Here is a 15,602-nt window from a genome sequence, read left to right as displayed (position 1 = left end):
CTTTAAATAGATATCGTTAATTTAACAATAATTCCTTAACTTTATTAATTCGTGTCTTAACACTGCCATCAATTGTCATATCAGAAGACTTAATCATAACACCACCAATGAGTGATGAATCGACTTTCGTATCAAAAATAACCTTGGCAGCTCCAACCCGTTTTTCAAACGCCTTTGCTAATCGATCACGTTGATCATCACTGAGTTCAGTTGCTGAAACAACTTCTGCCCTGACGATCTTTTTATCATCTTCATATACTTTTTGGAATTGATCAATAATATCCAAAATTTGTGGAAAGCGACGATAATCAGCAACGACTTTTAAAAAGTTTTTAATAAAATCTGAAGCATTTTCGGTGATAGGAGCGAGGAGGGACTGTTTGTCCTTATCGGCAACTCGAATATCATCAAGAATATCAATCAACTTAGGATTAGCAGCAAACACTTTTCTGAGCTCTTGCAAATCAGCGTAACCAGATTCGAGTTCATTCGTATTCGTCAAAACTTCGAACATGGCTTTAGCGTATTTTTTTGAAGCTGTCATACTATCTAATGTCATTTCTGCTTACCCAACCCTTCAATATAAGAATCAACAAGCCCTTTTTGATCATCTGCGTTTAATTCTTTTGAAATAATCTTAGTTGCAATTTCAATAGACAGGCTTGCCACATCTTTTCGAGAATTAGCCAAAGCTTCTTGTCGTTGTTGTTCAATATCCTTCTCAGCAGAACTCTTAAGATTAGATGCTTCATTTCGTGCATCTTCAACGATCTTTTCACGTTGTTGTTGTCCATTTTGCTTTGCGGTGTTAATAATTCTGTTTGCATCTTCACGGGTTTTCTGCAATTCAGCTTGACGGGTTGCTGCTAATTCAGCAGCCTTAGTCCGTGACTCTTTTGCAGAATCAATATCACTGGCAATTTTATCTGAACGGTTTTGCATCATCTTAGTGATTGGCTTCCATGCAATGATTTTGATCAACCACATTAAAACAAGAAAACTAAGCATCACAAACAGCATGTCACCAACATAAAGCTGAGCTCCAACTATCGAATATGAAAACATCAATTGGCACCTCCTTCTTTGTATATTTAGCGATACTAGTCACTACTTGTTCATAACCAGCAAAGCAACAACGAAGGCGATGATAGGCATAGCTTCAACCAAACCAACACCAATGAACATGTTACTACGAAGTTGACCTGACAATTCTGGTTGTCGTGCCATACCTTCCAACATCTTAGAAATTAAAATACCATCACCAATAGCTCCACCAATAGCGGCACCAGCCATTGCAATACCTGCAGCAATTGCTCCCATAATAATAAATCCTCCTTAATAATCTAAAAAAATTTTGTTAATCTTCTAGTTCTATCTTTCGAGAAATGTAAACTGAGGACAATGTTACAAAAACATAGGCCTGAATACATCCAATAAAGACTGAAAAACCAGTCCAAACCAATTCCAGGATGAATGCACCGATCCAAATGACCGGCCCACCATGAGCCATGCCAACGATGATGCCAAGAAGCATTTCACCTGAAAGAATGTTACCAAATAGTCGCAAACCTAACGTCAAGAAATTAGTAAACTCCTCGAACAGATTAATTGGTAAGAAAAATACAAATGGCTTCAAGTAATTCTCAAAATGTCCCTTATAACCCAGCTTTCGAATTCCTAAGAATTGTGCAAGCGTCATCGTCATCAGAGACAAAGTCATCGTCACCACCGGATCGGAAGTTGGACTTTTGACATATGCTACACCTGATACATCAATATGCAAAAATAGACCCTCTAAATTCGCAATTATGATGAACATAAACAAGGTAAACCCCCAGAGCCCTAAAAACTTGCTTGTGGCACCCGGAATCGAACTATTCACGATTCCATTAGTGAAGTCAACAGCATATTCTAGAACGTTCTGACCCTTACCCGGTTTCATAGTAAGGTGCCTTGACAATGCATACACAAGGCCTAATACAACTGCACAAGCGATTAAAATGGAGATCATGTTCCCCACGTTAAACGTCAGACCCAAAAATTCAAAAGTCGAAGGAGTTCCTCCACTCACAAAATCTCACCTCTTTCCAAGATACAGTATACGCAAGTAAATCAATCTGGTTATTGGTCAAGAAGACATGATTACCAAAGTGAAACTTTGCGATGGTAATGGACACACAATATTGTCCAAATACAATTGAAACTATACCACCAATCATCACAAAATTCAAAACAATATTAGTAATCTTCGCACCTTTTAAAGCGCGCCCTTAACACAATTATCAACCTCATGTCAGGTTTATGAACGTGAAATCACAACCGACCAAACTCGAAGAGCTGACAAAACATTAATAAAATCAAACGACTTTGAATCATATTTGCCAGCTTTTTACTAAATTAAATCCTGGATAATACAAAATGGAGCGATTACATTCGCTCCACCACAACAATCATCATTTTCGAATTACTTAGTACCAAATAACCGGTCACCTGCATCGCCCAAGCCAGGTACAATATAGCCTTTATCGTTTAGCTTCTCGTCTAAGGCTGCCGTGTAAATGTCAACATCGGGGTGAGCTTTCTGCAATGCTTTTACCCCTTCTGGAGCGGCAACTAAACAAACAAACTTGATATTTGAGGCACCACGTTTTTTGAGGGCATCAATGGCCATGATGGAAGAACCACCGGTTGCAAGCATCGGATCAACAACAAAAATTTGGCGCTGCTCAATATCAGAAGGTAATTTGACAAAGTATTCGTGAGGTTCCAGTGTCTTCTCGTCTCGATACATCCCAATGTGACCAACCTTAGCTGCAGGAATTAAGTCCAGAATGCCGTCGACCATTCCGATTCCAGCCCGAAGAATTGGCACGATGGCAACCTTCTTGCCTGAAATTTGTTTGGCATGTGCAATGCCTTCAGGAGTCTGAATATCAATATCTTCAAGGGGCATGTCACGCGAGACTTCAAACGCCATCAAAGTTGCGATTTCATTCACAATTTCACGAAATTCCTTCGTCCCACAATTTTTATCCCGAATCATTGATAACTTATGCTGAATCAGTGGATGATCCATAACTTGAAACTTACCCATTATTTCCCACTCCTTATTTATATTTCTAAATAATTGTATCACACATGTGGTCGCTAAATTCACAAAAAAGCCCGAAACCACAATTAGTTTCGAGCTTCACTAAATCACGATTCAATTGGATGTTTTTGAGTTAATGCTTCTACTTTATTAGCAACATCTTGTAAATTACTTTCATCTTCTGGATTATCGATCACTTGAAGAATCAACTTGGCAACTTGACGGGCATCTTCTTCATCAAATCCACGAGTTGTTATGGCGGGCGTTCCTAAACGAAGACCACTTGTTTTTGAAGGTGGCAATGGATCATTTGGAATGGACTCTTTATTGGTCGTAATGTGGACCGAATCCAAGATATTTTGTAAATCTCTTCCATTTAAAGAAGTTTGAGTGAGATTAATCGTCATCAAATGATTATCAGTACCACCCGTCAATACTGACACTTTGGCTGAACTTTGAAGTTCATCAGCCATCGCCTTCGCATTTTTAATAACTTGTTCACCATACTGCTTAAATGAGGGTTGCAGATCTTCGTAAAAAGCAGCAGCTTTACCAGCGATGACATGTTCCAACGGTCCACCTTGGCTGCCGGGGAATACGGCTGAGTTGAGCTTTTTAGCATACTTAGCTTTGGCAAGGATCATACCGCCACGAGGGCCCCGTAATGTTTTATGAGTCGTTGTGGTCACAACATCGGCTACAGGAACTGGACTTGGATGCAAACCAGTTGCTACAAGACCGGCAATATGTGCCATATCAACCATCAAGTAGGCACCAACGGAATCGGCAATGTCGCGGAACTTCTGCCAATCAATAATTCGGCTATATGCTGAAGCACCGGCAATGATCAATTGAGGTTGAACATCCTTGGCAATTTTAGCAACCTCGTCATAATCAATTAATTGGGTCTTCGGATCGAGTCCATACGAATAAGAATCGTACAACTTACCACAAAAACTGACCTTGGCCCCATGACTTAAATGACCACCAGCATCTAATCCCATTCCCAAAATCTTGTCACCAGGCTTCAATAAAGCAGCGTAAACTTCCTGGTTGGCTTGAGAGCCTGAGTGAGGTTGAACATTGGCGTATTCAGCACCAAACAGTTCCTTAGCCCGATCAATGGCTAACTGCTCAACGATGTCAATGTATTCACAGCCACCATAATACCGACGGCCCGGATAACCCTCAGCATACTTGTTGGTCAACACTGATCCCTGAGCTGCCCGAACGGCGTTTGATACGATGTTCTCGGAAGCAATCAGTTCAATGTTATGTTCCTGACGGTTTTCTTCGTTCGCAAATGCATCCCAAAGTTCAGGATCCTGCTGTTTGTAATCGTAATTCAACTGCAACACCTCACTATTTTATTGTGGTACAGATTGATTATAACTGCTTAAAATGCATTTGCCCAGCTGATTTATTCAATCGATTCATGTAGGCCTCCGCAATCCCAGTTGGTTTAAGGCCTTGCGCAAATACAGTTTTATATTGTTTGTGATTATCAAAATCCCTCAACTCTGCAAAAAGATCGTGGGCAGCGGATTTTGCGTCATCCCCTAACGAAATGACATCGGTGTTTTTCGGCCAATCAATCGAATTGATCACATCATTGAACGCCATCACACCGACTGGCTGATGATGGGCACCAATCCAGTCGGCAACCTCCTGCCAGTTATCGTCCGGGTCCACGATATAGACCTGAGCATCAGGGGCATAGTGCTTATATTTCATCCCAGGTGCTTTAGGCGTCTGGCTCATGCCCACATGATGCAATTCATCCATCACTGGCCGTTGAATCACCGCTTCAATATCTCCTTTAGTGACCGCCCCTGGTCGTAAAATTGATGGCGTGTCAACTGACATGTCCAAGACGGTTGACTCAACTCCGACCGTTGTTGGGCCATCATCCAAAATAGCTGCAATTTTACCGTTCAAATCATGATAAACATGCTGGGCAGTTGTTGGGCTTGGCTTGCCGGAAGTATTGGCTGAGGGGCCAACGATTGGCACCCCCGCTTTGGTGATCAAATCCAAGGTGAGTTGGTTATTCGGAAAACGGAAAGCTGCAGTGTCAAGACCACCCGTCACCGTTTTGGAAAGAGCATGCGGTTTGAGCTTAAAAATCATTGTCAAGGAACCTGGCCAGAATTGTTTGATCAGCTTTTTGGCATCATCGCTAAAACCAGCCACATATGTTCCCACCATTGAAACACTTGTCACGGTCACAATTAATGGGTTATCGCTTGGCCGGCCCTTTGCCTGATAAACTTTTTTAACGGCTGATTCATTGGTTGCGTCTGCTCCCAACCCATATACCGTTTCGGTTGGGAAAGCGACCAATTCACCTTGCTGAATGATTTTGGCGGCGGTATCCAATTGATCGCCGTTCAACATTAAAGTTTCCATTTTATTAACCTCATTTCCTTACTTGAACCATTCGCTGATGCCCAGCTGCATCATGCTTAACACTGATTGTCGCGGTTGGCATCGCTTCAGAAAAAATCGCGACCACTGCATCCTCTTGGTGAAACCCGATCTCGACAAAAAGTCGGCCACCTGGTTTTAGATGGGCGGCAGCACCGGCAGCGATCTGCTTGTAAATCGCCAAACCGTTTTCCTCAGCATACAAAGCCAAATCCGGCTCATTATGGATGACACTTTGATCCATATAATTGGTCTCACTGTGGGAAATATACGGTGGGTTTGAGACGATCACGTCAAATTGTGAATCAATCTGCTCAAACACATCACTGTTAATAAATTTCACCTTTAAGCTCAACCGATCAGCATTGCTTTTGGCGACTTGCAATGCGGCATCAGAGACATCGCTAGCAGTCATTTGCCACTGGGATCGTTCCTTTTTAAGCGCAAGGGCAATTGCCCCACTTCCAGTTCCAATATCCAACACAGAAAGTTGACCAGATTTCTGCTGAGTTTCGGCTAAAATCCAGTCAACCAACTCTTCGGTTTCAACTCGGGGAATCAGCACTGCTGGGCCAACTGTGAGTGTAAGTCCATAAAAGGCTGCCTGGCCAACAATATATTGAGGTGGCATTCCTGCAATCAGTTTACTGATATCCTCTTGGAATGTGTGCCACAGATCATTTGGCATTTTGTGCTGATAATCAATTAACAATTGGGTCGCAGATAAGTGTGCGCGGTGGCGAAGAATGAAATCCACATCGTACATATCGATATTTGAATTCCCTTTAACACGAAAAGAAGCCCATTTCCGGGCTTCAAAATAAGTCACATTATCTGCATTATTCATTGGTCAAATTCTCAAGTTTCTTGGCTTGATCAGACAAAATTAACGCATCAATGATTTCACCAAGTTCACCGTTCATGATTCGATCCAATTTGTTAAGGGTCAATCCAATTCGATGATCGGTTACCCGGTTTTGAGGATAATTATAAGTCCGAATTCGTTCAGAGCGGTCACCCGTTCCCACAGCAGACTTTCGTTCAGCATTGTATTGATCTTGTTCTTGTTGTGAATAGTAGTCGTAAACCCGGGCCTTCAAAATTTTCATTGCCTTGGCACGGTTCTGCTGTTGCGAACGCTCGTCTTGCATGGCAACAACAATTCCTGTGGGCAAATGGGTCATTCGAACCGCAGATGACGTCTTGTTGATATGCTGACCACCAGCACCAGATGAACGATAAACATCCACTCGAATATCTTTAGGGTCAATATCAATATCAACGTCCTCTTCTTCAGGCATCACCCCAACAGTCGCGGTGGAAGTATGAACTCGGCCGGCTGATTCAGTCACTGGCACCCGTTGAACCCGGTGGGCACCATTTTCGTACTTCAGCTTTGAATAAACCTTGTCGCCGGTAATCATCAAGGCAATTTCTTTGAATCCGCCGACTTCGGTTTCATTCTTATCAACCACTTCAACTTGCCAACCCTGGCGCTCAGCATACTTGGAATACATGCTAAACAAATCGGCTGCAAATAAGCTGGCTTCATCCCCACCAGCGGCTCCATGGATCTCCATGATGATATTCTTGTCATCATTGGGGTCCTTTGGAAGCAGCATAACCTTTAATTCACTCTCAAGCTTTTCCTTCTGTTCTGTATAATCGGAAATTTCATCTTTAACCATTGATTCCAGGTCAGAATCATCGATCTTTTCTCGCAGCATCTCTTTGTCGTCGTTTAATTGACCCGTCACTTTTTGATACTTCTTGAAGGCCGCCACGGTGTCCCGCAGATCTGCCTCTTCTTTTGACAGTTTCATGAACTTTTGAGTATCCGCAATCACTTCTGGATCACTGATCAATTCATTCAGTTCATCATAACGATCAACTACAGCTTGTAATTTGTCGAAAATTTCATCCATTTAATAATTCCTCACTTTGTTACTTAATCGGTGGATTGTAATAGTGCTTTCGGCACACTGGATAGTAAGATTCATTACCACCCATTTGAATTTGTTCGCCTTCATACACAGGCTTACCATCGTGAAATCTGAGATTCATAATGGCCTTTTTGCCGCAGAACCAGCAAATTGTCTTCATTTCCTCTATTTTATCTGCATATAGCAATAAGTATTCGGATCCTTCAAACAAATGGTTCTGAAAGTCGTTCTTGAGGCCAAATGCAATGACTGGTATGTTCAATTCGTCAACAATTTCTGCCAATTGAAACACATGCTTCTTTGTTAGAAATTGGGCTTCGTCAATTAGGACGCAACTGGCATGGGGATCGAGTTCTTGAACCCGTTCGAAAATATTTGTCTTTTCAGAAATTGGATCCGCCTTTCGTTCCAGGCCAATTCGAGATTCAATCATCCCCTGTTTCTCACGTGTGTCCAAGGCACTAGTCATAATAATAACACTTTTATTTTGCTCCTCATAATTGTGAGCAACTTTAATGATTTCGATCGTTTTGCCACTATTCATAGCACCATAACGATAAAATAATTGAGCCAATATTTCCACCTTTTTCCTTGAAAGCTTCTATTCCATTATACAGAAATTCCCTTTGAATATCGATATTAATCAAAATTTTCAGCCACAAAGAGCCAAACCGTGTTCAAACCGCCATCCGTATGATAAACTTAGTCTTTGATTAGTACGATATGTACTTAGTTTAAGGAGTAAATCTTATGTCATTGAAAAGTTCAATTGCAACTGCAGCCGGCAAGTCTTCTTACTGGTTCTTACACACGTTCTTAAAGGGTGGCAGTTCGCTTCCTGGAAAAATCACCAAAAAAATTGATCCAAATATTTTACAAAATCTTGCTCGAAATTACGATGTGATCGTCATCACAGGAACCAACGGCAAAACACTAACCACCGCTTTGACTGTTCAAGTTCTCAAGGAAAAGTATGAAAACATTCTGACTAATCCGACTGGATCAAACATGGAACAGGGAATTATCACGACCTTTCTTCATGCGCCCCGGACAAAAAACAAGCGCCCGCTGGCAGTTCTAGAGGTTGATGAAGCCAACGTGATCATGGTAACAAAATACATTAAACCAAAAGCATTCGTCTTCACCAATATTTTCAGAGACCAAATGGATCGTTATGGTGAAATCTACACGACTTACCAAAAGATTTTAAACGGGGTTGCGTTGGCGCCAAATGCCACGATTATTGCCAATGGTGACGCCCCAATTTTCCATTCAAAACAACTCCCAAATCCCATGATCTATTATGGATTTGCTAATCAGCCCGAGGGCGACATTAAGGCGACCCCAAACACTGATGGTGTACTTTGTCCCCAGTGCCAACACATTTTGCACTATCGCTACATCAGTTATTCAAACTTGGGCAAGTATTTCTGCCCAAATTGCGGGTATCAACGGCCAGAATTAAACTTCGCGCTCAATAAAATTGTAGAACTCACCCCAAAGTCGTCAAAATTCGAAATCGATGGCGAGCCAATCAAAATTGAGATTGGCGGGGTCTACAACATCTATAACGCATTAGCCGCATACACGGTCGGCCGATTCATGGGGGTCACTCCTGCTCAAACCCAGCAGGCCTTCCACCAAGGAAAAAGCATTTTTGGCCGCCAAGAAGAGATCAACGTCGACGGCAAGAAAGTTACTTTAATTCTAGTTAAAAATCCTGTTGGTTTAAATCAAGTGATCGACATGATTTCGACCGATAAAGATCCTTTCACGTTTATTGGTCTACTGAATGCCAATTACGCAGACGGAATTGATACCAGTTGGATTTGGGATGGCGACTTCGAACGACTTCCCAAAATGAACATCAAACAATTCATTACAGGTGGCGAGCGCTACAAAGACATCACCTACCGGCTTCAAGTTGCTGGGGTAGATCCGGCTAAACACTTGGTTGAACCAGATCTGGACAAGGTCGTTGAGATGATTCCAAATGCCCCAACCGAGAAAGTCTATATTTTAGCCACTTATACGGCTATGCTGCACTTGCGAAAAGTCTTTGCTACAAAAGGTTTTATCAAAGGAGGTCTTGACTAATGGCTTATACACTGAATGTTTGCCATCTCTATGGTGACTTGATGAATACTTACGGCGATCTGGGAAACATCTTGGTACTCAATTATTTAGCTGAAAAGATGGGCGTTGAGCTCACTTCCGAAGTAATCAGTTTGGATCAAGCATTTGATCCTGACAAATATGACATCATCGTGTTCGGTGGTGGTCAAGATTTTGAACAGTCAATTGTTTCAAAAGACATCCAAACAAAGAAAGCTGGCCTGACTGACTTCATTGAGGACAATGGCTCAGTTGTCGCAATTTGTGGTGGTTATCAACTATTGGGACACTACTACATTGGCGCAAATGGTGAAAAACTGCTGGGCATTGGCGCTTTGGACCATTACACAGACAAGCAAAAAGACCATCGATTTATCGGAAACGTTGTCATTGAAAACGAAGAAACCGGTGAACAATACCACGGCTTCGAAAACCATCAAGGTATCACCTTCCTAGGCCAAGATGAACGGCCACTCGGAAAAGTGTTGGAAGGCCATGGGAATAATGGTCAGGATAAAACCGAGGGTGCGATCTATAAAAACGTTTATTGCACTTACTTCCACGGACCAATCTTAGCCAGAAACAATCAAATTGCAAAACACGTTTTGATTAACGCGCTGAAACGAAAGTATCCGGACGCTGACATTTCCAAGCAAGAACAGTTGAAGGTAGCCGAAACATTCTAGCACCCGAAAAACATTCTGATGTGATTAATATAAGGGGTTCATTACTACAGCCTGATCTTGGGCTATGGTAATGGCCCCTGTTTTCGCAATCGATATTGCAAGAACCGTTCTAAATACCAGTTAGCGGCAATCACGGCGTCATGCATTTGCTTCCCTGATGAATGTCCGAATCAACTCACTGCGATATGGGAAAAAAGCCTTATTGAGGGCGTTTGGATGAACTCGATTTGATAGAAACACAAGTGCCTGTTGGGCGGTTCGATCAATCACAATCAGCGTCCCTGTAAAGCCGGTATGCAAAATATATGGATGCCCATTATACTCACGTAAAATCCACCCAAACGAGCGGTTCTTGGTGTGGTCTGGAGTTTGATCGACAAACAATTGATCCAGCCACGTCTTTGACAAGAAATCCGGGTAACGAATTTGACCCAGTAACCATTTCGAAAAGTGAACCAAGTCGGTTAATGTTGCAAACAACCCGGCTGATCCACAATCAGCGCCTAATATCCGAGCTTTTGGATCATGGACGCTTCCCCTTAACAGGCCTTCTTGAGGTAACTTCTCAGTTGGAACGACCTCCAATGGATTTTGGGGATGAAAAGTTGCTTGTCGTAATTCTAAAGGCCGCAAGACGTATTCTGAAACCAATTGCTGCACCGGTTCGCCCATAATTGTAGATGCAATCCACCCCAAGAAGATAAAATTGTAATCCTGATAGTGAACGACTTTGCCGATATCGGGCCCACTCTTAAGATTCAATAATGCTGGAATAAGTTCATCTTTCGGTAACTGATTGCGGTTGGGAATGTACCCAACAATATCTGAAGTGTGCGTGAGCAAGTGTCTGACCGTAACCTGTGGTGACTGCCATTGCGGTAAATACTGACTCAATGAATCGTCCAATGACAATTTTCCCAGTGCCAACAGTCTGATAATCAAATTGGTCGTCCCGACTACTTTTGTTAAAGATGCCAAATCGTACAGTTCCCCCTGTTCCAAGGGGAGTGTTTCGGGGACCAGCTCCTGATTACCAAAGTAGCTGGAAAGAACTGAGTGTTGATTGATAATGCCATAGGTTACCCCGGGCACAATTTGATCATCGACAAATTGATGCATTTTCGCAATTGTTTCGTTGTATTTCATCGACATTATCCTTTCAAGACCATTTCGCCATTCTAAATTAGAAATAGCTGGTAGATCGAACTTTAATAACCCAATCATATCAGAAAATGCCGTTAACAACGCAGGGCTTTAAAAAATCAAAACAAATTCATCATGAACCGATCAGATTTGATACAATGGAATTAGAAATCCCAATCGAATTGGAGGCACCCCACTGTGGCAAGCAATTCTGATACACTTTACCACGTTCTTTCATATATCAAAGCCCACCCTGACAAGGTGATCGTCGAACCTGGCCAGTATGACAATGCAATTGTTATGTATTTAGATGATGACGTTAAGCTGGGCAACCCTGAAATTTATTTTCCATCCCACAAACTGATGGTTAATCGAATGGCCCCAGAGTTCATGTCAATGAATAATGAACTGCTCGATTATTTTCATGATCAAACCAGGGTTAAGGATTCCAGTTATCATGAGTTATGGATTACAACTTCTCACTTGGCGAAACGAAATAAGTTTTTAGTTGATCTGTCGTTTGAATAATCACTGTCCGCGAATAGCGAATATTTTTTTACTCAAAACCAATGGCCACACTTAACTGGCAAATCAGATACATTGCTTTTGCTATGATGAGCGATAAAATAATCCGTATTAATCTAACAATAGGAGGTATCAAGTTGATAATCAGGACTAAATTCATTTCAACAACGCTATTGACAGCCTTGTTCACAATGGGTTTTGCGGCAACGAGCATCCATTCAACGACTGCCGAGGCAAAAACGAGCGTCAAAATCGTTTGGCGCCATAAGGTTCGGCCCGCCGCCACCTATCAAATGAAAGGGATCAAGTCAAAACGATCGTATGCATACTCAGCCAAACTCGCTCATAAGAAGTTTCGGTTATTAAAATATGCCCACAAACAATTTACGGTCACCTATCAACAGAAAGTTAAGGTTCACGGCAAATATCGGGTTTATTACTATGCCAAAAATACCGTTAACCATAAAATCTCTGGCTGGGTTTGGCGCGGCTACTTAACCAAAGTCAGCAACAAACAAACAAATTTGATTTCTAAATCAAAGCTGAACCAACTCATCTCAGCTACCCCGGATCTGCAACCAGACAAGCAGGTGTTAAGTCTCAATAAAGATGCTTACAGTAAATATGCCACTATTTTTAATAAGCAGTACAATGTTGGTAATTTTGCGGCTCCTGGTGTTTTTTTCCACGATCACGCAACGATTTACGTTGAGGATAGTGCCCTTCAAAGCAATGTCAACTCAGCAATTGATAAATGGAATAGTGCTTTAGGCGCCGACGTATTTTCAATTGGCAGCAAAACTAATAACACCCTGACCGTTGGATTTGGTGACGGCACAGCGGCAGGTTGGGACGGCTTGTTCAACAGTACCTCGATACAAGTGGATCAAAGCCATTTCAATGATCAGTCTTACGTGAGTGCAAATACCCTCAGCCCAGCGTTCCAGCAGAAGATCAAAGCACTCTCTGATCAAGCCAGCCAACTTCTTGCAACTACGAACGCAGACCTGAAGGCTAACCGGAAACAATATGAAGATCAACTGCAACAACTTACTTCCCAGTTGGACAATGCAAATTCTGATAGCCAACGAGATCAAATTAATCAACAAATAAATGATTTGAAGAATCATCACCATACCACCGATCAACAAATTCGAAATGACTACAACACGCAACTTGATCAAATTCGCCAGCAAATTAAAGACGACTACAATACTGAACAAGAATCCACCTCAACAAGCTTGGAAACTAATTATTGGACAACGGTTGTCACCCATGAGTTGGGTCATGCATTGGGCCTATACCACACCCCTTATCAGAGCGATATCATGTATGCCCCAACAGACAACGAATCTGAGTCAACGCCCAGTCCAGTCAAGTACTCTTGGAGCGAGCCCAAGGATCCGGATGCAGCCAGGTCTTACGAAACCGCCGAGTTGTCATCACGAGATATCAACCGGGCAAAGTTGACCAAGTTATTAGGTTATTGGTAAGCGGCATAAAAATAACGCCTTCCCAAATTGGGTTGGCGTTATTTTACACTGCTTAGATGAAATTCGAGCTAAAGCACTTATTGGGTATACTGGGGTCGAACCAGTAAATTACGGATTCAGAGTCCGTTGCCTTACCATTTGGCGAATACCCAATGAACATCACAACTAAATAGTTTATCGATTTTTTGGCTTTTTGTCAACATTATATTTATTCTTTCTTAGTTGACAAACCCCGCCAATTTAGATAAACTATTTAAGTGAGTTTGATAGCATTGCCCGCTGGTCAAACTGGTTTAAGACGTCGCCCTCTCAAGGCGGAGTTACGGGTTCGAGCCCCGTGCGGGTGATAGATTGATGAATATGCAAGTACAGAGAAGCCACCAAACGTTGATAGTTCAATGTTTGGTGGCTATATTTATGCACTCAAAAACCTTTCATATGCAAAACGATCGGGCCAAATCCAGATAGAATTTTCCAATCAAAAGTCCAGGTCTAGTTTGGGTCTATTTTTTTCCAAATTGAAAAAACACCAATGATTTCTCATCAGTGCCTTTCGATTAAAGCCGTTTATTCAATTTCTTCCCAATTTCTTCAAATCCAGGTTTACCCAGCAAGCCAAACATATTAGTCTTGTAAGCTTCCACACCGGGTTGATTAAATGGATTAATGCCATTCAAATAACCAGAAATAGCGATGGCGACCTCGAAGAAGTAAATCAAGTAACCAAGGGAATATTCACTCTCATCAGGCAGATGAACAGTCATCACTGGCACACCACCGTCTGTATGAGCCAATACAACGCCCTCATAGGCCTTTGTGTTAACCCAATCGAGATCCTTACCCTCTAGGTACTTCAAACCGTCAAGATCCTTCTCTGCGCTTGGAATCGTAACATCGCTAACCGGCGAATCCAATTTAACGACAGTTTCAAATAAGTTACGCAGACCTTCTTGGATGTATTGACCAAATGAATGCAGATCGGTCGTAAAGTTAGCTGATGACGGATAAATCCCTTTATTGTCTTTGCCTTCTGATTCACCAGCAAGTTGCTTCCACCATTCGGCAAACATCCGCAGATTCGGTTCATAATTCTCAAGAATCTCCGTTGTGAAGCCTTTGCGATACAAAATGTTTCGTAAAGCCGCATAACGATACGCATCATTCTTCTTCAAATCAGGATCTGTATACGCATTTTGAGCATCAGCAGCCCCATTTAGGATATCAACAATGTTACCGCCTGAAACGGCAATTGGTAGCAAGCCAACCGGCGTCAAAACAGAATAACGGCCACCAACACCATCTGGAATGATAAATGACTCCCAGCCATTCACATCAGCTTCGTGACGCAATGCCCCATGAGCTTTATCAGTTGTTACATAAATTCGTTGATTGGCTTCTTTTTCTCCATACTTTTCAATCAGTTTCTCTCTGAAAACCCGAAAAGCAATTGCTGATTCTGTGGTCGTTCCAGACTTAGAGATCATGTTAATGGAGAAATCATCGTCACCAACTAATTCCAGCAAATCGTTCATATACAATGAGCTCAGAGAGTTACCAACAAATTCAACTTGAGTAGCTTGATTTTTACGTTCATAAAAGTTCTTGTGTAAAAAGTTAACGGCCATTTGGGCGCCTAAATATGACCCACCAATTCCGATAGTGATGAGATACTTTGAATCACTTTGAATCTTTTTAGCGTCCTTTTGAATCCGATCAACTTCTTCATGATCGTACTTGGTTGGCAGCTCCAGCCAATCGCGGAAGTCACTTCCGGCTCCGGTTCCCTGACGAAGTTCGTCGTTTGCAGCATTGATCATTGCTTGCAATTCAGGTAATTCATTCTCATGGACAAACTTGGAAAGTTTAGAGCTATCAAATTTAATATAAGACATTGTAAAACCTCACCTTTTTAATAAAATATGATACCTAATTAATCACTGCTCCCAGACGTGTGTTTTTTCTTTTCAGCAGCCGTCTGGTCAAAGAAAATAATCGTAAATGTCGACCCCTTCCCCTTTTTGGATGCTACTGAAATTTTACCACCATGTGACTTAACCAGCTGATGAACGATCGCTAATCCTAAACCAGATTCGCCGTACTTAGAAGCTGTCCAAGATCTATGATTTTTGATATACTTCTATGTAAAAAGCGAGTTTAAGCTATGAAAAATTATCCCAGC

The 15,602-nt window shown here is 41.9% G+C and carries 16 protein-coding genes, 2 tRNA genes and 1 pseudogene; 5 read left to right on the top strand and 14 right to left on the bottom strand.

Translation table 11 applies throughout. From position 1 onward, the window contains the following. Positions 1-16: 16 nt before the first annotated feature. The 10 genes from atpH to KTE19_RS01110 form a co-directional block, all read right to left on the bottom strand. Entirely contained in the window at positions 17-559 is a 543-nt protein-coding gene (gene atpH / locus KTE19_RS01155; RefSeq protein ID WP_217161881.1) for an ATP synthase F1 subunit delta, read from the bottom strand. Next, complete coding sequence (atpF, locus tag KTE19_RS01150; protein WP_217161879.1) at positions 556-1,065, bottom strand: F0F1 ATP synthase subunit B; 510 nt, start codon at positions 1,063-1,065, stop codon at positions 556-558. Before atpF ends, atpH begins: the two co-directional genes overlap by 4 nt. A 42-nt stretch (positions 1,066-1,107) precedes the next feature. Continuing rightward, positions 1,108-1,320, bottom strand: coding sequence for a F0F1 ATP synthase subunit C (gene atpE, locus KTE19_RS01145; RefSeq protein ID WP_008858078.1), 213 nt, complete (start codon positions 1,318-1,320; stop codon positions 1,108-1,110). Between the two features lie 37 nt (positions 1,321-1,357). Beyond that, positions 1,358-2,071, bottom strand: coding sequence for a F0F1 ATP synthase subunit A (atpB, locus tag KTE19_RS01140; protein WP_217161877.1), 714 nt, complete (start codon positions 2,069-2,071; stop codon positions 1,358-1,360). Between the two features lie 393 nt (positions 2,072-2,464). Continuing rightward, a complete protein-coding gene (gene upp / locus KTE19_RS01135; RefSeq protein WP_056982980.1) occupies positions 2,465-3,094 on the bottom strand; it encodes a uracil phosphoribosyltransferase in 630 nt (209 codons plus the stop codon). A 104-nt stretch (positions 3,095-3,198) separates the two neighbouring features. Next, positions 3,199-4,449 (bottom strand): serine hydroxymethyltransferase, encoded by a 1,251-nt coding sequence (glyA, locus tag KTE19_RS01130; RefSeq protein WP_217341418.1) that lies wholly within the window; start codon positions 4,447-4,449, stop codon positions 3,199-3,201. A 28-nt stretch (positions 4,450-4,477) separates the two neighbouring features. Next, positions 4,478-5,500, bottom strand: a complete 1,023-nt coding sequence (locus KTE19_RS01125) for an L-threonylcarbamoyladenylate synthase (RefSeq protein WP_217161872.1) — start codon at positions 5,498-5,500, stop codon at positions 4,478-4,480. Positions 5,501-5,510: 10 nt separating this feature from the next. Beyond that, on the bottom strand, positions 5,511-6,365 hold the full coding sequence (gene prmC / locus KTE19_RS01120; protein WP_217161870.1) for a peptide chain release factor N(5)-glutamine methyltransferase: 855 nt from the start codon (positions 6,363-6,365) through the stop codon (positions 5,511-5,513). Next, positions 6,358-7,443, bottom strand: a complete 1,086-nt coding sequence (gene prfA, locus KTE19_RS01115; protein WP_217161865.1) for a peptide chain release factor 1 — start codon at positions 7,441-7,443, stop codon at positions 6,358-6,360. The genes prmC and prfA overlap by 8 nt, the downstream gene beginning before the upstream one ends. A gap of 19 nt (positions 7,444-7,462) precedes the next feature. Beyond that, positions 7,463-8,035 (bottom strand): thymidine kinase, encoded by a 573-nt coding sequence (locus KTE19_RS01110; RefSeq protein ID WP_054746524.1) that lies wholly within the window; start codon positions 8,033-8,035, stop codon positions 7,463-7,465. A 176-nt stretch (positions 8,036-8,211) separates the two neighbouring features. Here KTE19_RS01110 and KTE19_RS01105 point away from each other — a divergent pair, with 176 nt between their 5' ends. Both KTE19_RS01105 and KTE19_RS01100 read left to right on the top strand, forming a co-directional pair. Further along, positions 8,212-9,558: a Mur ligase family protein gene (locus KTE19_RS01105; protein ID WP_217161863.1), complete on the top strand. Its 1,347-nt coding sequence runs from the start codon at positions 8,212-8,214 to the stop codon at positions 9,556-9,558. Beyond that, on the top strand, positions 9,558-10,262 hold the full coding sequence (locus tag KTE19_RS01100) for a type 1 glutamine amidotransferase (RefSeq protein ID WP_217161862.1): 705 nt from the start codon (positions 9,558-9,560) through the stop codon (positions 10,260-10,262). Before KTE19_RS01105 ends, KTE19_RS01100 begins: the two co-directional genes overlap by 1 nt. Before the next feature lie 138 nt (positions 10,263-10,400). Here KTE19_RS01100 and KTE19_RS01095 read toward each other — a convergent pair whose 3' ends face one another. After that, positions 10,401-11,408 carry a serine hydrolase domain-containing protein gene (locus KTE19_RS01095; protein ID WP_217161860.1) on the bottom strand — a complete coding sequence of 336 codons (1,008 nt, stop codon included), beginning with the start codon at positions 11,406-11,408 and terminating at the stop codon, positions 10,401-10,403. A 195-nt stretch (positions 11,409-11,603) separates the two neighbouring features. On the opposite strand from KTE19_RS01095, the gene KTE19_RS01090 reads away from it, so the two are divergent. Together KTE19_RS01090 and KTE19_RS01085 are read left to right on the top strand one after the other, a co-directional pair. After that, on the top strand, positions 11,604-11,933 hold the full coding sequence (locus tag KTE19_RS01090) for a hypothetical protein (RefSeq protein ID WP_054746521.1): 330 nt from the start codon (positions 11,604-11,606) through the stop codon (positions 11,931-11,933). A gap of 134 nt (positions 11,934-12,067) precedes the next feature. Then, positions 12,068-13,423, top strand: coding sequence for a matrixin family metalloprotease (locus KTE19_RS01085; RefSeq protein ID WP_217341417.1), 1,356 nt, complete (start codon positions 12,068-12,070; stop codon positions 13,421-13,423). An 80-nt stretch (positions 13,424-13,503) separates the two neighbouring features. On the opposite strand, the gene KTE19_RS01080 is transcribed toward KTE19_RS01085, so the two are convergent. Next, positions 13,504-13,575 (bottom strand) — tRNA-Gln (locus KTE19_RS01080). Between the two features lie 121 nt (positions 13,576-13,696). Between KTE19_RS01080 and KTE19_RS01075 the strand changes: the two genes are divergently transcribed. After that, positions 13,697-13,770, top strand: a tRNA-Glu gene (locus KTE19_RS01075). 210 nt (positions 13,771-13,980) lie between these two features. Here the strand turns inward: KTE19_RS01075 and KTE19_RS01070 are convergent. Next, positions 13,981-15,315: a glucose-6-phosphate isomerase gene (locus tag KTE19_RS01070; protein WP_217341416.1), complete on the bottom strand. Its 1,335-nt coding sequence runs from the start codon at positions 15,313-15,315 to the stop codon at positions 13,981-13,983. A 38-nt stretch (positions 15,316-15,353) separates the two neighbouring features. Beyond that, a pseudogene (locus KTE19_RS01065) lies at positions 15,354-15,533 on the bottom strand (ATP-binding protein); the annotation flags it as partial. Between the last annotated feature and the right edge of the window lie 69 nt (positions 15,534-15,602).

The organism is Lentilactobacillus dabitei (assembly GCF_019061365.1).
In the GTDB taxonomy this organism is placed as follows: Bacteria; Bacillota; Bacilli; order Lactobacillales; family Lactobacillaceae; genus Lentilactobacillus; species Lentilactobacillus dabitei.
This window is presented reverse-complemented; position numbering and strand designations above follow the sequence as displayed.